Origin of the sequence: Actinomadura rubrisoli (genome assembly GCF_004349215.1) — a bacterium.
Lineage (GTDB): Bacteria > Actinomycetota > Actinomycetes > Streptosporangiales > Streptosporangiaceae > Spirillospora > Spirillospora rubrisoli.
In genome coordinates this window covers 1-18,667 of sequence record NZ_SMKU01000074.1, presented here as the reverse complement: position 1 = coordinate 18,667, position 18,667 = coordinate 1, and the positions used below count along the sequence as shown (strand labels likewise).

The following is an 18,667-nucleotide window of genomic DNA, read 5'->3' as shown; positions in this document are numbered from 1 at the left end:
GGTTGGCATGACCATCAACAAGGTGTACGAGTCCCCGCTGGCGGCCGTCTCGGACATCCCGGACGGCGCGAGCGTGTCGATCGCCGGGTTCGGGATGACCCACAGCTTTCCGACGAGCCTCACCGTCGCCCTTCGAGAGCACGGCGCCAGGCAGCTGTGCATCGTGGCCAACTCGCTTGGCACGGGCGACTACCGGTCGAACACGCTCATTGAGAACAACCAGGTCAACCGGTTGATCGTGTCGTTCTCGGCGCGGGCGGGGGAGAAGACCTCGGCCGCCGAGAAGCAGATCGCCGCGGGCGAGATCGAGGTCGAGCTGGTCCCGCAGGGCACGCTCGTGGAGCGGCTGCGCGCCGGCGGGGCCGGGATCGGCGCCTTCTTCACGCGCACCGCCGTCGGCACCGCCGTGGCGGAGGGCAAGGAGACCCGGGTGATCGACGGTGTCGAGCACGTCCTGGAGATGGGGCTGAAGGTCGACTACGCGCTGATCCGCGCCGCCCGTGCGGACCGCTTCGGCAACCTTGAGTTCGACGGCGTGGGGCGCAACTTCATGCCGGCCTTCGCGAAGGGCGCCCGCGTCGCGATCGCCGAGGTGGACGAGATCGTCGAGGGCGAGCTGGATCCCGAGCGGATCGGCCTGCCCGGCATCTTCGTCAGCCGGGTGGTCCGCAAGACGGTCGACGTCCCGCACGACTTCCCGGCGGCGAGGCCGGGGCGCGGCGCCGACAGCGCCCGCACCTACAACGGGAAGCAGGCCATGACCCGCCGGCAGATGGCGGAGGTGGCGGCGGGGCTCGTGCCCAACGGCAGCTACATGAACCTGGGCCTGGGGATCCCCGCGCTCATCTCGAACTACATCTCCGGCCGCGACATCGTGCTGCATTCGGAGAACGGTGTGCTCGGCTACGGGACCATCGCCGGGGACGAGGACTACGACCCGGAGGTCTACAACGCGAGCGGGCACTACGTGCACCTGGAGCGGGGCGCCTCGTTCTTCGAGAGCGTGACGTCGTTCGAGATGGTGCGCGGGGGAAAGGTCGACTTCGTCGCGCTCGGGGCGTTCCAGGTCGACGCGGCCGCCAACCTCGCCAACTGGAGCACCCCGAACATGGTGGGCGGGGGCATCGGCGGCGCCATGGACCTGGTCGCGGGCGACGTCACGGTCATGGTGCTGATGACGCACAGCGACTCCGCCGGCCGGCCGAAGCTCGTCAAGAGCTGCGAGTACCCGCTGACGGGACGCAATTGCGTCGACATCGTCGTCACGGATCTGTGCGTCCTGCGGTGGACCGGCGACGTCTTCAAGGTCGAGTACGTCGCGCCCGGGTTCACCGCGGCCGAGGTCGCTGCGCTGACCGAGCTGGAACTGGATCTCTCGGATTTCGCCCCGGGAGGTGCGCAGGCCGATGGGGCCGCCGCGAGCTGACCGTCATGGCGACGGCGCGCCGCCACAGGGACGCGGCGCGCCGCCGGAGGCGCGTGGCGGGCCGCCGGAGGCGCGCGGCGGGGCGGCCGCCGCGCCGGATCTCGCCGGGATGAGCGCCGCGGAGCTGGCCCAGGCGTACGAGCGGCGCGAGACGACGCCGGTGGAGGCGACGCGCGCCGCGCTGGCGGCCATCGAGGAGCGGGACGCCGAACTGAACGCGTTCGTCCTGGTCGACGCGGACGGCGCGCTGCGGGCGGCGGCCGAGTCGCAGGCCCGCTGGGAGGCCGGTGCGCAGCGCGGGCGGGCCGACGGCATCCCCACGACCGTCAAGGATCTGGAGCGGACCCGCGGATGGCCGACGCTGCGCGGCAGCTGGCTGGTCGCCGACCCGGGTCCGTGGCCGGAGGACTCGCCGAGCGTGGCCGCCCTGCGGGAGGCGGGTGCCGTCCTGCTCGGCAAGACCACGACACCGGAGTTCGGGTGGAAGGGCGTCACCGACTCGGACCGGTTCGGGATCACCCGGAACCCGTGGGACCCCGCGCTGACGCCCGGCGGCTCCAGCGGCGGTTCCGCCGCGGCGGTCGCGGCCGGGATGGGCACGTGGTCGATCGGGACCGACGGCGGCGGGTCGGTCCGCGTGCCGGCGTCCTTCACCGGCACGGTCGGGTTCAAGCCGACCGGCGGGCTCGTCCCGATGTACCCGCCCGGCAGCAACGGCCTGCTGTCGCACCGCGGACCGATCACCCTGTCGGTGCTGGACGCGGCCATCCTGCTCGACGTGATCGCCCGTCCCGACATCCGCGACTGGGCGGCGCTGCCCGTCCGGGACGGGTCGTTCGTGGCCGGCATCGAGGCGGGCATCGCCGGTCTCTCGATCGGGTACTCGCCCGATCTCGGCTACGGCCGCAACGACCCCGAGGTCGAAGAGCTGGTCTCGGCGGCGGTCGAGGTGCTCGCCGGGCTCGGCGCGCGGGTGTCGCGGATCGAGCCGCTCTTCGACGACCCCATCGACGCGTTCCAGACGATGTGGTGCGCCGGGATCGCGCGGACGCTCCAGGCATACCCGGCGGGCGACCTCGGCCGCCTGGACCCGCTGCTGCTGGAGTACGCGGAGCGGGGCCGCGAGACCACCGCCCTGGCCTACCTGGACGCGATGGCGGTGTGCGCCGATCTCGGTCTCCGGATGGCGCGGTTCCACGAGTCGTACGACGTGCTGGTCACGCCGACCGTGCCGACCGTCGCGTTCCCGGCGGGCCAGAACGGCCCCAGCCCCGCGCAGTCACGCGTCTGGGCGTCGTGGACGCCGTACACCTATCCGTTCAACATGACCCGGCAGCCGGCGCTGAGCGTGCCGTGCGGCCTCACGCGCTCGGGCCTTCCGGTCGGGCTCCAGGTGGTGGGCGCCCGCCACCAGGACGGCCGCGTGCTCAGGGTGGGACGCGCCTACGAGAAGCACTCCGGCTGGTCGCCGGTCACCGAGGCGGCGCGGACGCGGGCAACGAGGAGAGGACAGCTGTCATGACCGGGCTACCCACGGTGGCGAATCTGATCGACGGCGAGTGGCTGCGGAGCGACCGCGAACGCACGGTGCACCACAAGTTCACCGGCGAACCGCTCGCGGTGGCCTACGACGCGACGACCGGCATGGTCGCCGACGCCGTGGCCGTCGCGCGCGCCGCGAGCCGGACCCCGCTGGACCCGCTGGAGCGCTTCGAGATCCTGCGGGCGGTATCCGAGGAGATCGCGAAGAACCGCGAGCGGCTCGCTCTCGACGTGGCCCGCGAGTCGGGGTTCAGCCTGAAGGACTGCCTCGGCGACACCGACCGGGCCGTCCAGACGATGCTGACGTCCGCCGAGGAGGCCAAGCGGATCGACGGCGCGGTCGTCCCCGTCCAGGCGGCGCCCGGGTTCGCCCACCGGCTGGCGTTCACCCTGCGGCAGCCGGTCGGCGTGGTGGGCGCGATCACGCCGTTCAACTCGCCGCTGAACACCGTCGCCCACAAGGTCGGACCGGCGCTGGCGGCCGGGAACGCGGCGGTGGTCAAGCCGTCGCCGTTCACGCCGATCGCGGCGGCCGCGCTGTGCGGGATGCTGCTGGACGCGGGACTGCCGCCCGGCCTGATCGGGCTGGTGCTCGGGCCGGGCGACCCGGTCGGACGGGCGCTCGTCGAGGACGAGCGGGTCGACTTCGTGACGTTCACCGGCAGCACCGCCACCGGCAAGAGCATCTCCGCGGGCCTCGGCATGCGGCGGGCGACGATGGAGTGCGGCAACGTGTCCGCGACCATCGTGTGCCGCGACGCGGACGTCGTGTCCGCGGCGCAGCAGTGCGGCCGGGGCGCGTTCCGGAAGTCGGGCCAGGTCTGCACGTCGGTGCAGCGCCTGTACGTCCACGCGGACGTGCTGGACGAGTTCCTGGACGAGCTGACCGGCGCCGCGTCCAAGCTCGTGGTGGGAGACCCCGAGGACCCGGCGACCGACATCGGGCCGATGATCAGCGAGGCCGCGGCGGAGCGGGCCGAGGAGTGGGTGCACGCCGCCGTCGCACAGGGCGCCCGGATCGTGGCGGGCGGGAAGCGCTCGGGACCGGTGATGACCCCGACGATCCTGGTCGACGTCCCGCCGCAGGCGCGCCTGCTCTGCGAGGAGGCGTTCGCCCCCGTCGTGGCGGTCGTCCCGTTCGACGAGCTCGACGCCGTGATCGACGCGGTGAACGACACCCCGTACGGCCTCCAGGCGGGCATCTTCACGCGGGATCTCGACAGCGCCCTGACCGCGGCGCGGCGCATCCGCGTGGGCGGCGTCGTGGTCAACTCGCCGTCGAGCACGCGCGCGGATCTGATGCCCTACGGCGGCGTGAAGGACAGCGGATACGGAAAGGAAGGGCCCCGCTACGCCGTCCGCGAGATGACGGAGGAGCGGCTGGTCCTGATCGAACCGGCGGGCGGGCCGAGGTGAGGACCGGAGATGTCGACCGTGCGGATAGCCGCTGACGAGCTGCGGGACGCCGTGACGCGGATCTTCGCCGCGTGCGGGGTGCCGCCCGATGACGCCCGGCTGGTGGCCGACAGCCTGGTGCAGGCCGACCTGTGGGGCCACCAGTCGCACGGGGTGCTGCGCGTGGGCTGGTACGTCGACCGCATCCGGTCGGGCGTCATGGCCGGTGAGACGAAGGTCGAGATCGGTTCCGGCACCGGCGCCGTGGCGACCATGGACGGGCGGGACGGCGTCGGCCAGGTCATCGCGGCGCGCGCGGCCGAGGAGGCCATCGACCGGGCCGGACGGCACGGCGTCGGCGTCGTCGCGGTGCGGAACTCGAACCATTTCGGCACCGCCGCCTACTTCACCAGAATGGCGCCGCCGCGCGGCTGCATCGGCATCCTGACGACGAATTCGAGCCCGGCGATGGCGCCGTGGGACGGCCGCGGAAAGCTCGTCGGCAGCAACCCGTGGTCGATAGCGGCGCCCCTGGGCGACGGCCGGCAGATGGTGCTGGACATCGCGAACACCGCCGTGGCCCGGGGGAAGATCTATCTCGCCCGGAACCGGGAGAGCGAGATCCCCGACGGGTGGGCGGTCGGCGCGGACGGCGCGCCGACACGGGACCCCGAAGAGGCCCTTCTCGGCACCGTCCTGCCCATGGCCGGGCACAAGGGATACGGCATCTCGGTGATGATGGACGTCCTGTCGGGGGTGCTGAGCGGAAGCGGCTTCGGATCGGCCGTCCACGGGCCCTACCAATCCGCCCGGCCGGGCCGGTCAGGGCACCTCTATATGGCTTTGGACATCGCGTCGTTCAGCCCGGTGCGGGAATTCGAGGAGCGTATGGAGGCCCTGGTGGCCGAGCTCAAATCCGGCTCGCGGGAAGGGGCGGAGGAAGTGCGGTATCCGGGCGAGATCGAGAGCCTCGCGGAGACGCGGAACGCGCGGGAGGGGTTGCTCCTGCCCGAGCGGACTATCGCCGACCTGCGCCGGGTCGGCGATGACCTGGGGGTCGCGGTGCTGGAGGAGCGATGAGCGTCAACGTCAGCGCGCTGCGTGTCGGACGGTCGAGGAACGTCCCGCTGGCCGCCGCCGTCTACGGTTCGGCCGGCGACGAGACGGTCGATATCCACATGTTCATGTTCGTGATCGAGGCCGCCGGTACGCGGGTCGTCGTCGACACCGGAACGCTGTCCCCCGAATACGTCCGGCAGCATCACCCGTACGATTTCGCGCGCGCCGCCGGGGAGACGCCCGAGACCGTGCTTCGCGAATGCGGGGTCGAGCCCGATGACGTCGACTTCGTGGTCAACACCCATCTGCATTGGGACCACTGCTCGAACAACGCCCTGTTCCGGAACGCCCGGATCCTGGTGAACCGGCGCGAGATCGAGTACGCGGTGCACCCGTTGCCGCCGCACGAGCGGGCGTACGAGAAACTGCCCGGACTCCAGGCGCCCTGGATGTCGGCCTGGGACCGCATCGAGGCGATAACCGGGGAGCAGCGGATCTGCCCGGGTGTGACCGTCGTCCCGCTGCCCGGCCATACGCCGGGCTCCCAAGGCGTGCTCGTCGAAAACGACACCGGGCGCTATCTGCTCGCCGGTGACGCGATCGGCGTCTACGAGAACTGGAACCCGGATGACTGGCGGAAGAGCATCGCACCGACCATCCACACCAACCTGTTCGAATGCTACGAGACCTTCGAGTACGTGGCCGGACTGGACTGCGAGGTGATCCCGAGCCACGATCACCGCGCCGTCGACAGCGCGCTGTTCCAGCGTCCCGTCCCCGCCGGCCCCCGGAGCGACTAGGCGCCTGGTCAGAACTGGTCGTCGTCGACCTCGTAGCGGCGCGCGGTCTCCTCCACGAGCGCCTGCTGCTCGCGCTCGGGCGGCACCCGGTCGACCACGCTGATCCCCGGACGGCCCGCCTCGACCTGGAACCGCGCGGCCGTGGCGACCGTGGTGCCGCCCGGCTTCCAGACCGTGCTGACGATCCGGAGCGAGGCCAGCAGCCGGGCCGGGCTCACGTCGCAGACGACGTACCCGCGCAGGTTCCCGATGTACTTCCAGTGCGGGCTCTCCGCCATGATCGGGTCGAAGGTGCGGTGGAAGGAGACGGGGTCGGAGTCGCCGCCCGAGCTGATCGACGTGCCGGTGATCTCCGCCCCCACGACCCGGGACGCGGGGTCGTCGAAATCCGGCTTGAGGTCGCACACCCAGGTGGCGTGCCGGTCGCCGGTGAGCACCACCGGGTTGGCCGTACGGCCGGAGCCGAAGAACTCCAGCATCCGGCGGCGCTGCACGCGGTAGCCGTCCCAGTTGTCGAAGTCGAAGACCTGCTCGGGGCCCGCCTTGCGGTCGTTGGAGGCCCACATGACCTGGTTCGCCAGCAGGTTCCAGCGGGTCCCCGAGCGGGACATGCCGTCCACCAGCCATCGCTCCTGCCCGGCGCCGGTGAGCGTGCGGCCCGGGTCCTCGGCCTGGGCCAGGGTATCCGGCTGGTCGCTGCGGTACTGCCGGGTGTCGAGCACGTGCACGGTGGCGAGGCGGCCGAAGCCGAGCCTGCGGTGCAGGCGCATGTCGATGCCGTGCGGACGGGCGGCCCCGCGCAGCGGCATGTGCTCGTAGTAGGCCTGGAACGCGGCGGCCCGGCGCGCGAGGAACTTCTCGCGCGGCTGCTGGTCGGGGTCCTGCGGGATCTCGTCCGCCCAGTTGTTGTCGACCTCGTGGTCGTCCCAGGTCGCGATCCAGGGGAAGGCGGCGTGCGCGGCCTGGAGCTCGGCGTCGGTCTTGTACTGCGCGTGCCGGTTGCGGTACTCGGCCAGCGTGTACGGCTCGTCGGTGCCCTCATGGGTGCGGACGGTCGTGGGCCGCGGCGCGGACTCGTAGATGTAGTCGCCGAGGAAGGCGACGAACGCCAGATCCTCCTGCGCGAGATGGTGGTAGGCGGTGAAATAGCCGTCCTGCCAGTTCTGGCAGCTCGCGAAGGCGAACCGCAGCCGCCGGTTGGCCGCCCCGCTCCGCGGCGCCGTGCGGCTGCGTCCGATCGGGGAGAGCTCCTGGCCGACCCGGAACCGGTAGAAGTACTCGCGGTCCGGCCGCAGGCCGCCCACCTCGGCGTGCACCGCGTGCCCGCGCTCGGGCCGCGCCGCCTCGATCCCGGTCGCGCGGACGCGCCGGAAGCGCTCGTCCTCGGCGACCTGCCACGTCACCGGTACCGTCCGGTCGGGCATGCCGCCGCCGTCGACGGGACGCGGCGCCAGCCTCGTCCACAGCACGAAACCGTCGGGCAGCGGGTCGCCGGACGCCACCCCGAGGGTGAACAGGCCGCGCGGCAACGGGGCGCCGCCGTACGCGCGGACCGCGGCGACCGCCCCGTCCTGGCCGAGCATTGCCGGCCCGAACAGGATCTGGCCTGCGGTGACGGCCGAGGCGGCGCCACCGGTGGCCAGGAATCGGCGACGAGGAATCCTCTCGGACATACACCCTCCCTGGGTCGCTAGAGGAGAATGTACGGGCACCGGTGAACGGAGGCGGGCCGCACAGGCCGATACCGGGCAACAGGGGAACGAACATTGATCATGAGGGCCCCCGGCCTGCCCGGGCAGGCCAGGCCGGGGGTGGAGCGAGGCGGCGCCCCGGCCGCCCCATGTGCGAGGGCGGCCGGAGCGCCCCCTGAGGCGGGCGGAGGGCCGAGTTCCCCCGGCCGCCTCATCCGGCGCGAGACGCGGACGGATCAGCTCCGGTACGGCGATTCCACATGGCCCCCCGTAGAGGAGAAGGCCGGTGCGCCGCCGGAATTCGGCGCGGTACCTGTGCAATCGCCGGTGCATGGACCATCGGTATCCACAATGCCTGACATGCCGTCGCGAATTCTTCGTCACCCCGCGAAGAACGCGCACCTTGCCAGGCGGTCGCTTTTGTGAGAGTTGACAATCGGGGCGGCCTGCCGCAGGAAAGTCAATCCTGTCGGTCATCCGCAAAGCCGCGGCGCACGAACAGGGGGAGACGGTGGCGTCCGCCCGGCACCGCCGCCGCCGGGACGGGCATCCCCGAATCGGCGACCATTGCGACCGCCTCTGTCAAGAGCACGGGAGACTGCCTCGTGGGAGACCTGTTCAAGGTGCTGAGGAACCGGATGAGCGCCAACGCGCGGCGTGCCGTCGAGGTCTACACGCGCGAGCTGCCCGAGTACCGCGTCCTGGCCGCCGACGCCCGTACGCAGACCGAGCTCGTGGAGTTCGCGCTGCTACTGCGGCGCCGCACCATCGAACTGGCCGAGGAGGGGCGGCCCCTGGACAACGACGACCTGGCGCGCATCGCCTCGGCCGGACACGACCGTGCCCTGGCCGGGGTGTCGCTGGCCTCCCACCACCACGTCCTGGGCCTGCATTCCACGCTGGCCGTCCAGGAACTGCACGAGGCGGCCGGACCGTCCGAGACGGACGCGCTCATGCGGATGCTCGGCTGGCTGGGACCCCAGGGCATCGCGGCCAAGGACGCCTACACCCGCGGATTCGTGGACGGCCAGCGCCAGATGCTCGCGCCCCCCGCCCGCGTCCAGCAGCTCACCGCGGCCCTGCTGGCCGGCGACCCCGCCGCCGCCGAACTGGCCCGCCTCCTCGGCATGCCCCTCGCCGCCCACTACCTGGTGGCGGTCGTCCGGATCGAGGGCCGCAGCCCCGAGCCGCCACCTGAGCTCCGCGAGAAGATCATCGGCGTTCTGGCCGACCACGACCGGGTGCCCATGAGGTGGTGCGAGCCGCTGGAGCTCGTCCTGCTCGTCCCCAGCGTGAGCGGCGATTCCGCGCACGTCCCGGCGCGCGCGCGGCGACGCGCCCTGGCCCTGGCCCGCACACTGGCCGACGCTGTGGGACGGCCCTGCGCCGTCGGAGCGTCCACCACGAGCAGACACGCCCTGGCCGACACGCTGACCGTGGCGCGGCAGATCTGCCGGGTCGCCCCCCTCCGGGCGACCCCCCTCGATGTCAGCACCCTTGAGGACGTCTTCGTCGAGCTCAGCACGGGCCGGCTGCCCCATGTCGACCGCTGGCTGCACCGGGTGGCCCAGCAGCTCTCCAGCGGCCCGGACCTGGTGGCCACGCTGGACTCCTACTACCGCCACGACATGAACCGGATGGCCACCGCGGCTCACCTGCACATCCACCCCCGCACCGTCGACTACCGGCTGCGCAGGGCCCGCGAGCTGACCGGCATCGCCCCCACCACCACCCGCGGCGTCCGCGTCCTCAGCACGGCGGTCGCCCGCCTCCTCGCCGACCCCTGAGCCGGTGGTCAGATGGCCAGTGCCGGGACCGGCCAGCGGGTCATGTGGCTGGGCAGCGTCATCACCAGGTCGTCGAGCCGGAGCAGCAGCCGCGCGTCCACCAGCGCCTCGATCGCCTCCCGTTCGGCGGGTTCGGCGCCGGCCAGGCTCCGGGGGGCCAGGCAGCGGGTGAAGGTCTGGACCAGGACGGGCTCGTCCAGCAGGAACGTGGCGGAGTCGCCGGGATCGCGGACGTCCTTGATCTGGATGAACCCCGGGCCGCGCCGGTAGTAGCACAGGCCCAGGCGGAACCGGGACCGCCAGTCCGCGGTCTCCTCGCCGTCGCCGGGCGGAGGCAGGTGGTACAGCGCGTGGCCGGCGAGCGAAGGCGCCACCGTCCCGCGCCAGCGGACGATCGTGCCCTGGCTGAGGCGGTCGCGCAGCCAGGCGAGGAAGGACAGCGTCTGAGCCGGCTCCGCGCCCAGCCGGACCCAGTCCGACATGACGGTCTCGGCGCCGGGCGGGGCCGTGGAGGTCATCGCGGTGCTCCCTCGGGGATCCGGTGCGGCGCGCCGTTCGTCGCCAGCGCGACCCAGGAGGCGCCGTCCCGGAAGACCAGGCCGTCCCTGTGCGAGGCGGCCAGCCATGCCTCGACGGCGGACCTCTCGACGGCGTGCCCGTGCTTGGCCAGATGGTCGTGTACCGCCCGGGAGCTCCGGGGACGGCTCAGCGCCCGGTGCGCTTCGGCGCGCCAGCCGGTGAGCCGGTGCAGCGCCTCCGGCCGGCCGCGGCGCCGGTCCTCGATGAGGACCTCCCCGTCCCGGTCCACGACGGTGAGATAGGAGTACGGATAGTCGCGTTTCCAGCGGTTCAGCGCGGCGTCCAGTGCCTCCACGATCGGGCCGGAGATGCCCGCCTCGTCGGTGTCGAAGAAGTAGGCCAGATCGTCCAGCTCCGCATCGGGCAGGTCGTAGGTGTGGGCATACGCGGCGGCGGCCGCGCGTCGCGGGAACCCCAGCTCCGGCCGCTCGAAGTACGGGCTGAACCGCTCCAGCACCAGCCGGACCGCCCCGCTCGGAGGCTGGAGATGCACCAGCGCGCCGAGCTGCTCGATGACGCCCCAGTAGTCGTCGGCCAGCTCTCCGGGGAATCCGTAGAGGTAGTTCCACGTCACCGTCAGCCCGTTGTCCTCGCAGTCGCGCAGGAGCCGGACGTTCATGGCGCCGTCGACGCCCTTGTCCATGATCTTCAAGACCCGGCCGCTCAGGCTCTCGATGCCGGGCTGGACCATGGCGATCCCCGCCGCGGCGAGCGCCTCGACCTGGGCCGGACGCAGGTTGGACTTGATCTCGTAGTGGACCCGCAGATCCCAGCCGGACTCCGCCATCCGGGGCAGCAGCGTGGAGAAGGCGCCCATGTCGAGGATGTCGTCGACGGTGACCACGTCGAGGATCTGGTGGCGCTCCACCAGGTCGGACAGCTCCGTCCAGAACTTATCGGCGGGCTTGGCGCGGAAGGCGATCATCGATCCGTTGAGCCCGCAGAAGGTGCACTGGTGCTTCTCGCCCCACCAGCAGCCGCGGGAGCCCTCGATGAGCAGCTCGGGCGTCACGTGCTCGCGGACGGGCGAGGACGCGAACGCCTCGTGCCAGGCGTCGAAGTCGGGACTGGAGATCATCGCCGGTGGCACCGCATGGGTCGCCTGGGGATTGGCCCTCGGGCGCTCGCCGTCCCACCAGCACACCCCGGGCAGATCGGCGGGGTCCTCGCCGTCCGCCAGCCGGTCGAGCAGCGCGGGGAACACCTCCTCGGCCTCGCCCCGGACCACCAGGTCGACGAACCGGTGGTTGCGATGCAGCGCCGCTCCCATCGGCCCGTCGCAGTTCGCCCCGCCGAACACCACCCGGATCGACGGACGCAGCCGCTTCAACCGGCGGGCCAGGGCAAGGCTCGCGACATTCTGCATGAACGTCGAGGTGAATCCGACGACATCGGGCTCGGCGGCCAGGATCTCGGCCGCGGCCTCGTCCAAGAACGGCTGGGCCAGATCCCGCATCCGCAGCAGCGAGGAGATATCGATATCACGCTCGGCGGCGTAGGCCCGGAATTCCTCGACCCTCCAGCCCGGATCGTCGTAGAGGCCGCCGGCGAACACCCACTCGCCCGTGCCGTGCAACACCCCGTTCTCGGCCACGTCCACGTAATCCGCTACGCCCAGTTCGCCGGTCGACAACAGGAACTCCATCCACCGGATGCCGCCGTGGAACTCCACGACCTCGGCCTCCGGCCGGTCCCGCCGCACCAGGCCGTTGAGGAGCCCGACGGCCAGCGACGGGCGATGCACCGCATGCCACGGCATCGCGCTAAGGACAACTCGCACGACGAGTCCCTTCGATCGGGCAAGGCCGCCGAACACGTCGGCGACCCCGCCAACGGCCGACGCGATCACTCAAAGGAGCGCCGCGCGTGCCCTCAGTTCTTCTTCTGCCAGCCCATCTTCGGCGCACTCACACTCTGCGAGCGGATGGCCACCTTCTTGATGATCACTTGACCCCCTTCCCACAATTAATGATCTTGTAAACCAGTCTAGTGATCTCCCCGAATCGGAACCAGGGAGCCAGTTCCTATTCCGCACTAGTGCCACGCTCCTATGAAAGCCGTGGTTGTCGCGACCGGCCGGCCGCCCGGTCGCCGCGGGATCTCCTCGCGTGTCAGCTGGGAAACATTCCGGTGGCGTTGACGAAGGAACCGGTCATGGCGTCGGCCTTGTCGGAGACGAGGAACGTGGCCAGCTCCGCGATGTCGGCCAGTCGCGGTGAGCGGCGAAGCATCCGCATCTCATCCAACTGAGCGAGAAGTCCCTGAAAGGCCGCGTCATCGGCAAGGTTCAGGTTGTGGTCGGCCGTCCAGAGCTTGTCCGGCGACAAGGTGTCGGGGACTCCGGCCACCCACATGCCGAGGGCGCGGACACCGTGCGGCCCGACCTCGGCCGCGAGATTGCGGATGAAGGTGTCGATCGCCGCGTCGGCCGGCCCTGTGCCGCCCATCATCGGGCTGCCGTGAGCCGAGCCGCTGTTCAACGCCAGGATCACGCCGGATCCCTTTTCGATCATGTGCCGTGCCGCCGCCCGCGCGGTGATGAAGTTCGTCGTCACCCCGGTGGTGATGGCGCGGGTGAAGTCGGCGGTGGTCATCTCGGCCAGCGGGATCCCCTGCACGTCCCCGCGCGTGATCAGGTTCAGGGACACATCGATGCCGCCTGCCGCGGCGACAACGCTCCTGGCGTGCTCGTCCACCGCCCGCTCGTCCAGGGCGTCGACCACGGCCACCTCGGCCACGCCACCGGCATCGGTGATCTCTGCGGCCACCGCATCAAGCTTGCCGCGGGTCCGCCCGGTCAGGAAGACTCTCGCCCCGTTGCGGGCGAAGGTCTTGGCGATACCGCCACCGAGCGAGCCACCCCCGCCGTAGATGATGGCGTTCTTGTTATCGAGCATGCTCATGACTCCCGTTGTCGCGCAGTCCGGTGACCACCATCACAGAGGCGATTCCGACCTTATCCAGCCTGGCGGAGGGTGAGGATGGCCGCCGCAATCGCGGTCAGGGGCCAGTTCGGGGAGCAGTTCCACCACCTGGGTGATATAGCGGTGCGCGGTCGCGACGCCGGTACCGGACGCCGCCGGGCCGACGAAGGTCTCGTTGCACCGCAGATGCACCAGGACAAGCGGCGCTTGTGCGCGGGGCGGTTATGGCCATGGTCAGGGAACGCGATCACAGCCTGCGGCGAATTCCATGGGACGAGACGTGAAGACGCCGCAGCGGCTCGGGCAGCGTCCTTCGGACGTCCACAAGGAGGGCCACCACGGCGCGCGCCGTGGGATAAAAGATGACCATTTGGGGCGCCATACGCTTCGCGTTCTCCAGACGGGTTTCCGCCCCCTTGTAGTCGCCCGAAGTACTCCCACGCCTCACCGCTCCCGCCGCGGCCACGGGACGAACGCGCGGCGATGATGGCCGCGCGCAGGTCGAGCGTGCCCGCCACCTCGTCCGCGTCCGGCCTGTCGTGGTCGACGCCGGCCGCTGCGGCGCTCCCAGGTCTCCGCTTCGGACGGGTCGAGGCTGATCGGTGCGTCCAGTGCCCACGCGATGCGCTCGGCCGCCTGTTCGACGTCTCGCGCGAGCGTCCGGCCCGGATGACCGTGCGCAGGTGGCGGCGATCTGTGGGACGCGGCGCCGGATTGCGGCGTATGGCGCGGCCCGAACGGCTCGACCTCCAGTTCGGTTGCCTCCGCCATCAGGTCCGCCCCAGTGAGGTCCGAAGTCGGCTGATCAGACCGCGTGAGGGTGCGGCCTGCTCGGCGGTGGCCGCGCGCCGGACGGCCGCCGTGATGGCGTCCGGTGCCAGCCGGGCACCGATCTCTGCGACCGCTCGCGGAAGGTCGTGGCAGGGGGCGATCGGGTCGCCGGTGGAGTCGATGAACCAGGGGACCCCGCCCACGCCCGCCTTGACGCGGATGCTCTCTCCGAGGGTCGGGAGGCTGGGCGAGAGTACGTGCAGCCGTTCGGGCGCCTGGTCGTAGCGGGGACGCGCCGTCCATCCCTCCGTGGCCAGGGCGCGCGCGAGCAGGTCGAGGTAGTCGGTGGCGATCACTTGTCGTCTCCGGCGGTCGCGTCGCTGGGCGTCAGGTCGGCCGCGATGATCACGGCGGCGTCGATGACCTGGTCGGCCTGCGCGATCGGCTCACCGAGCGCATCGAAAAACCAGAGGCGGTCGCCGTCGATCGGCCGGGGCTTGCAGGTGATCGTCTGGGTCCGCAGCGACGCGTCGCCCGGTCGGGCCACGGTCACAGCTCTGGCCCCCAGGGAGGTGGTGAAGCCGCGCGCGGCCAGCGCGTTCGCCAATGTGTAGAGCAGCGGATAGGCGTGCGGGTGCTCGGTCCCGTCGAAGCGATCGGTCATGGCGGGGTCTTCCTGGTGCCGTGAATGCGTCATGCGTCACAGGCTCGCCCGCCCTGCTCGCAGCGAAGTTTCACACCTCGGTGAAACTGTGAGACTCGCTGGTCTACGGAATGCCCAGCCATGACGCAAAGCCGGACAAAGACCGGGGCCTGCGGTGCTCCAGGTCGACCAGCATCCGCACCGTCTCCCGCACCATCGGGTGGTTGCGGGTCTGCTGGGGAGCGACCTGCCTGGCCGAGTACAGCGCCTCCAGCGAGCCGGCGCGGTCGCCGTTGTAGAGGCAGCCGCGGGCCAGGTCGATGTAGTAGTGGCCGAGACGCACCGGGGCGACCGTCGGGGGCAACCGGATACGGCTCGCGCGGTGCACTGCCTCCCGGCCGTCGTACATCTCCACCGCCACCGCGACCTCGTGGATCGCGACGTTGGACGGCCCGAACTCCAGGCCGTAGTGGTTGGCGTCCGAGCCGAGGACGCGGGCGGCCTCGCGCGCCTCACCGATGTGCGCCCACGCGGTCCCGGCGTTCGGCATCCGCGCCGCGAAGATCGCCGACCGCAGGTGCGTGGCGCCGTACACGCTCAGGGTCGGGGCGTCCATCCGGGCGATGTCCTCGCCGATGTCCCGGCGGACACGGTCCAGCAGCATCGCGCCCTTGTCATAGGACGCGCTGGCCAGGAACAGCGTCGAGCGCTGCCACTGGGTACGGGCGGTCCTCAGCGGGTCCGCGGACGCCTGCGCGGCCCACGCCACCCGCTCCATGGCGAGACTCCGCAGGTCGAAGTAGCCGAGGGCGTAAGCGATCGCAGTGACGCCCGTGTACGTCTCCGACAGTAGTGCGAACAACCGGTCCCGAGCTGGGCCATCGGTCCCGTGTGCTGCTGCGGTCAGCTCCTCCAGCAGGCCGGGCAGGATCTCAGCCAAACGGCCGTACAGAGCGTCCCGGCCGAGTCGGGACGCCTTCGCCACGTCGGCAGCGAGTTCACTGATGGGGCGCGGCGGGACGTCTTCGTTCGGCAGGTCCCACGACAGCAGGGCCCGGCGGATGTCGGGGATCGTGGCGTGGACGCGGTCCTCCCGCGGCGACTGCCCCCGGTACGGCTGGCCGGTCAGTTCGCTCACTCCGACCCGCAGGGCGCGGGCCGCCCCGGCGACCAGGGCGGAGGATGCCGGCTTGTGGCCGCGCTCCACCTGGGCGATCAGGCTCTTGGAGCACGGGACCCGCTGGGCGAGTTGCTGCTGAGTGAAACCGCGGAGTTTGCGGGCGCGGGCGATACGGCGCCCGATGGCGTCGGTACCGTCTTGCATTGGCCCTGCGCCTTCCTGATTGGTCACACTCTTTAGGCTACGGCGTAGGGCGTTGCGACGGCCGACGTCCGGCCCCGCGGGGCGGGGCCGGACGCGGTGTCAGGGTCGTTATGGGTGGGTTGCTGGGGTTGAGGGGCCCTGGTAGATGGCGTTGATGACGATGGGCCAGGTGGCGCGGGGCCAGCTGCGGAAGGTGATCTCGCTGGCGGCGAGGGTCGCGTGGCCCTTGCCGACGTCGAAGGTGGCGACGTTGGCGAGGCCGGTCAGGGCCTCGGTTCCCTTGGCGTAGCCGCTGGCCAGGAGGTCGCCGCCGGACGGGTAGGACGAGGCGACGTCGGCCTTGCCGGTGATCCGGTACGCGGCGTCGCGGTTGAACCAGACGGGCCATTCCTTCGGCATTCCCCACGCGGCCGGGACGTCCGGCTTGTAGGACGCGCGGATCAGGGCGCCCGGAATGTTGACGCTGGACGGGACCGCGTTCTCGATGGGCAGTTTCAGGAGCTGGCGGGCCGTTTCGGAGGCGCTGCCGATCGCGACGAGGTTGCCGCCGCCGGACACGAAATCGGCCAGGGACGACCAGCCCTTGTCGCCGACGCCGCGGGCCCACGCGAACTCCTTGGGGTGCTTGGCGGGGTCCAGGCCGTTGACGATGGTGTTCTTCGAGACGCCGTCGGACAGGACGATCGTGTCGTATTTGCTGAGGTCGGCGTAGTCGTCGGCGCTCACGACCTTGTAGTTGATGCCGTACTGGTCGAGCATCCACATCATCCAGCCGCCCGGCATGTTGTTCGCGCCGCGGACGAGGCCGACGCGTGTTCCGGGCTTGAGCTTGAAGCCGTCCACCTTGGGCAGCGTGTCGGTGCCGTGGACCTGGATGCCGGTGGACGCCGAGACCTGCTGGAGGACCTGGCGTGCTGTGGGAGTGGGCGGAATGACGAGGGTTCCGGGCGCGAACTCGTGGTCGGTGGTGAATTCCTTGGCGGAACGGAAGACCGGGACGTTCGCTTTCTGGAGTTGTGACAGGACGTGCGCCACGCCGTACGAACCCGGAGCCACCAGGTAGGCGGCGCGGGGGACGGCGGGCAGCCGGGTGTCGGCCGGGGTGACGCGCTGGACGCGCTGGAGCGATGCGCCGAAGGGTTTCGCGACCGGGTCGACGTCGACGCCCAGAAGGAGTCCGAGATTGTCCGTGGTTTCGCTGTAGGGCATGATCAGCGGGCAGTCGCCGCACTTCCGGGCGGCCTTTTCCGGATAGACGTCGGTCTTGAGGAGCTGGTCGATCCAGCGGCCCATCGGCTGACGGGTCCGCAGGACGTACGAGCCCGCCGGGTAGGACTTCCCGTTCGCCGTGAAGGGCGCCGTCGCCTGCTCGATCTCGGCGCGGCCGAACTCGAACGTCCGCATCATCTCTAGGACAGCGAACGGGTCGCGCTGGCCGGACGGGACGACGTAGGCGTACGGCAGGTCCGTCTGCGCCGTGGCGTTGCGCGAGACCTGGTAGAGGTTGTTGTAGAGCCACGACGTGCCGTTCTTGGCGACGTTGTCGATGCCCGCGTACGCGGCGGTCTCCGCGTAGGCGACGATCTGCTCCAGCGTCCAGGTGTCGCTGTCGTACGGCTGGAGCATCCGGATGGTGCGGTCCTGCGGGCCGAGCGGCTTGCCGTCCGCGCTCTTGTACGGGTACGCGAGGTCCTTCGCGCTCGCGATCTCGGTCAGGAACAGCGACGTGCCGAGGAAGGTCGAGAAGCCCATCACGTCGGCGTTCCAGAAGATGCCGTACGCGTCGTCCGACCCGACGCCGCGCTTGTTCTCGGCGGTGAGGGCGCGGGCCGCGACCTGGCCCTGGGTGTTGGCGGACTGGATCGTGATCGGGTCCACGCCGGTGCCGAGCGGCTCGTCGTAGGGCGGCGTCCACAGGCGCGGCCCGCCCGTCCCGGCCTGGTGCATGTAGTGGCCCGCGACCGGCCGGTACGTCTGCTCCAGCCGCACGCGCGTGCGCGTCTCCCGCTGGGTGAACATGAACCAGTCGCGGTTGTCGTCGTGCCCGATGTAGCGGTGGTAGAGGTCCGGGTAGACGCGGTTGTACGCCGTGCCCGCGGTGCGGTCGAAGTGGTCGACGACCATGTGCTGGCCGTCGGGGTTGCCCGACGGGATGATCATCAGGACGGCGTTGTCGAGGACGGTGCGGGTGTAGTCGGAGTCCTCGGTCGCGAACCGGTGGACGATGTCGACCAGCGCCTGGGTGTTGCCGACCTCCGTGGAGTGCAGCGTGCCCTCCATGAGGTAGACGGGCTTGCTGCGCGCGGCGAGCCGGCGGGCCTCCGACTCCGGGACGCCGCGCTCGGCGAGCCGCTGGTTGTCGCGCACGATCCGGGGGAGATCGCGCAGGTTTCGGGGCGAGCTGACGAACACGACCGGGTAGTCGTTGCCCATCGTGGTCTTGTCGGCGACCTGGTACCGCACCCGGTCCGACCGGTCGTCGATCGTCCGGAAGTAGTTCTTGATCTTCTCGAATCCGGCGAGCTTGCCGGTGGTCCCCATCGCGAAGCCGAAGTAGTCCTTGGGGGTCGGGATGTTCCGGCCCACGCGCGCGGCCGTGTCACCCGCGCCGAACGCGCCGGAGGACGATGTCACTCCGACGAGCACGACGGCGGTCAACACGGCGGCCAGCACGCGGGCGGTTCGCCGCGGCAGCATCCGTTTCTCCTGATGCGGGGTGGGGGTGG

Annotated in this window: 15 protein-coding genes; 6 read left to right on the top strand and 9 right to left on the bottom strand. The window is 71.0% G+C overall.

Annotation, left to right across the window (positions count from 1 at the left end):
• The first annotated feature begins 7 nt into the window (after positions 1–7).
• The 5 genes from E1298_RS16515 to E1298_RS16495 are packed head-to-tail and all read left to right on the top strand — an operon-like array spanning position 8 to position 6,222.
• On the top strand, positions 8–1,426 hold the full coding sequence (locus E1298_RS16515) for a 3-oxoacid CoA-transferase (protein ID WP_207944665.1): 1,419 nt from the start codon (positions 8–10) through the stop codon (positions 1,424–1,426).
• Positions 1,407–2,948: an amidase gene (locus E1298_RS16510; RefSeq protein WP_207944664.1), complete on the top strand. Its 1,542-nt coding sequence runs from the start codon at positions 1,407–1,409 to the stop codon at positions 2,946–2,948. The genes E1298_RS16515 and E1298_RS16510 overlap by 20 nt, the downstream gene beginning before the upstream one ends.
• On the top strand, positions 2,945–4,384 hold the full coding sequence (locus tag E1298_RS16505) for an aldehyde dehydrogenase family protein (protein ID WP_131894114.1): 1,440 nt from the start codon (positions 2,945–2,947) through the stop codon (positions 4,382–4,384). Before E1298_RS16510 ends, E1298_RS16505 begins: the two co-directional genes overlap by 4 nt.
• Before the next feature lie 9 nt (positions 4,385–4,393).
• Positions 4,394–5,443 (top strand): Ldh family oxidoreductase, encoded by a 1,050-nt coding sequence (locus tag E1298_RS16500; RefSeq protein ID WP_131894112.1) that lies wholly within the window; start codon positions 4,394–4,396, stop codon positions 5,441–5,443.
• Positions 5,440–6,222 carry an N-acyl homoserine lactonase family protein gene (locus E1298_RS16495; protein ID WP_131894110.1) on the top strand — a complete coding sequence of 261 codons (783 nt, stop codon included), beginning with the start codon at positions 5,440–5,442 and terminating at the stop codon, positions 6,220–6,222. Before E1298_RS16500 ends, E1298_RS16495 begins: the two co-directional genes overlap by 4 nt.
• Before the next feature lie 8 nt (positions 6,223–6,230).
• On the opposite strand, the gene E1298_RS16490 is transcribed toward E1298_RS16495, so the two are convergent.
• Positions 6,231–7,895: an alkaline phosphatase D family protein gene (locus E1298_RS16490; protein ID WP_131894108.1), complete on the bottom strand. Its 1,665-nt coding sequence runs from the start codon at positions 7,893–7,895 to the stop codon at positions 6,231–6,233.
• Positions 7,896–8,518: 623 nt separating this feature from the next.
• Between E1298_RS16490 and E1298_RS16485 the strand changes: the two genes are divergently transcribed.
• A complete protein-coding gene (locus E1298_RS16485) occupies positions 8,519–9,700 on the top strand; it encodes a PucR family transcriptional regulator (RefSeq protein ID WP_207944663.1) in 1,182 nt (393 codons plus the stop codon).
• A gap of 8 nt (positions 9,701–9,708) precedes the next feature.
• On the opposite strand, the gene E1298_RS16480 is transcribed toward E1298_RS16485, so the two are convergent.
• The 8 genes from E1298_RS16480 to E1298_RS16445 form a co-directional block, all read right to left on the bottom strand.
• A complete protein-coding gene (locus E1298_RS16480; protein ID WP_131894106.1) occupies positions 9,709–10,218 on the bottom strand; it encodes a DUF5825 family protein in 510 nt (169 codons plus the stop codon).
• Positions 10,215–12,059, bottom strand: coding sequence for a RiPP maturation radical SAM C-methyltransferase (locus E1298_RS16475; protein WP_131894104.1), 1,845 nt, complete (start codon positions 12,057–12,059; stop codon positions 10,215–10,217). The genes E1298_RS16480 and E1298_RS16475 overlap by 4 nt, the downstream gene beginning before the upstream one ends.
• A gap of 331 nt (positions 12,060–12,390) precedes the next feature.
• Positions 12,391–13,182: an SDR family NAD(P)-dependent oxidoreductase gene (locus E1298_RS16470; protein ID WP_207944662.1), complete on the bottom strand. Its 792-nt coding sequence runs from the start codon at positions 13,180–13,182 to the stop codon at positions 12,391–12,393.
• 465 nt (positions 13,183–13,647) lie between these two features.
• Positions 13,648–13,974 (bottom strand): hypothetical protein, encoded by a 327-nt coding sequence (locus tag E1298_RS16465; protein ID WP_131894102.1) that lies wholly within the window; start codon positions 13,972–13,974, stop codon positions 13,648–13,650.
• Positions 13,974–14,330 carry a hypothetical protein gene (locus E1298_RS16460; RefSeq protein WP_131894100.1) on the bottom strand — a complete coding sequence of 119 codons (357 nt, stop codon included), beginning with the start codon at positions 14,328–14,330 and terminating at the stop codon, positions 13,974–13,976. The genes E1298_RS16465 and E1298_RS16460 overlap by 1 nt, the downstream gene beginning before the upstream one ends.
• Positions 14,327–14,638: a hypothetical protein gene (locus E1298_RS16455; protein ID WP_131894098.1), complete on the bottom strand. Its 312-nt coding sequence runs from the start codon at positions 14,636–14,638 to the stop codon at positions 14,327–14,329. The genes E1298_RS16460 and E1298_RS16455 overlap by 4 nt, the downstream gene beginning before the upstream one ends.
• Before the next feature lie 103 nt (positions 14,639–14,741).
• Positions 14,742–15,941 carry a helix-turn-helix domain-containing protein gene (locus E1298_RS16450; protein WP_131894096.1) on the bottom strand — a complete coding sequence of 400 codons (1,200 nt, stop codon included), beginning with the start codon at positions 15,939–15,941 and terminating at the stop codon, positions 14,742–14,744.
• Positions 15,942–16,049: 108 nt separating this feature from the next.
• On the bottom strand, positions 16,050–18,638 hold the full coding sequence (locus E1298_RS16445; protein ID WP_131894094.1) for a M14 family zinc carboxypeptidase: 2,589 nt from the start codon (positions 18,636–18,638) through the stop codon (positions 16,050–16,052).
• Between the last annotated feature and the right edge of the window lie 29 nt (positions 18,639–18,667).

Bases quoted from the DNA above. Each gene is read 5' to 3' on its own strand.
- E1298_RS16515 (WP_207944665.1), top strand. From the start codon at position 8: ATGACCATCAACAAGGTGTACGAGTCCCCGCTGGCGGCCGTCTCGGAC.
- E1298_RS16510 (WP_207944664.1), top strand. From the start codon at position 1,407: ATGGGGCCGCCGCGAGCTGACCGTCATGGCGACGGCGCGCCGCCACAG.
- E1298_RS16505 (WP_131894114.1), top strand. From the start codon at position 2,945: ATGACCGGGCTACCCACGGTGGCGAATCTGATCGACGGCGAGTGGCTG.
- E1298_RS16500 (WP_131894112.1), top strand. From the start codon at position 4,394: ATGTCGACCGTGCGGATAGCCGCTGACGAGCTGCGGGACGCCGTGACG.
- E1298_RS16495 (WP_131894110.1), top strand. From the start codon at position 5,440: ATGAGCGTCAACGTCAGCGCGCTGCGTGTCGGACGGTCGAGGAACGTC.
- E1298_RS16490 (WP_131894108.1), bottom strand. From the start codon at position 7,895: ATGTCCGAGAGGATTCCTCGTCGCCGATTCCTGGCCACCGGTGGCGCC.
- E1298_RS16480 (WP_131894106.1), bottom strand. From the start codon at position 10,218: ATGACCTCCACGGCCCCGCCCGGCGCCGAGACCGTCATGTCGGACTGG.
- E1298_RS16470 (WP_207944662.1), bottom strand. From the start codon at position 13,182: ATGAGCATGCTCGATAACAAGAACGCCATCATCTACGGCGGGGGTGGC.
- E1298_RS16465 (WP_131894102.1), bottom strand. From the start codon at position 13,974: ATGGCGGAGGCAACCGAACTGGAGGTCGAGCCGTTCGGGCCGCGCCAT.
- E1298_RS16455 (WP_131894098.1), bottom strand. From the start codon at position 14,638: ATGACCGATCGCTTCGACGGGACCGAGCACCCGCACGCCTATCCGCTG.
- E1298_RS16450 (WP_131894096.1), bottom strand. From the start codon at position 15,941: ATGCAAGACGGTACCGACGCCATCGGGCGCCGTATCGCCCGCGCCCGC.
- E1298_RS16445 (WP_131894094.1), bottom strand. From the start codon at position 18,638: ATGCTGCCGCGGCGAACCGCCCGCGTGCTGGCCGCCGTGTTGACCGCC.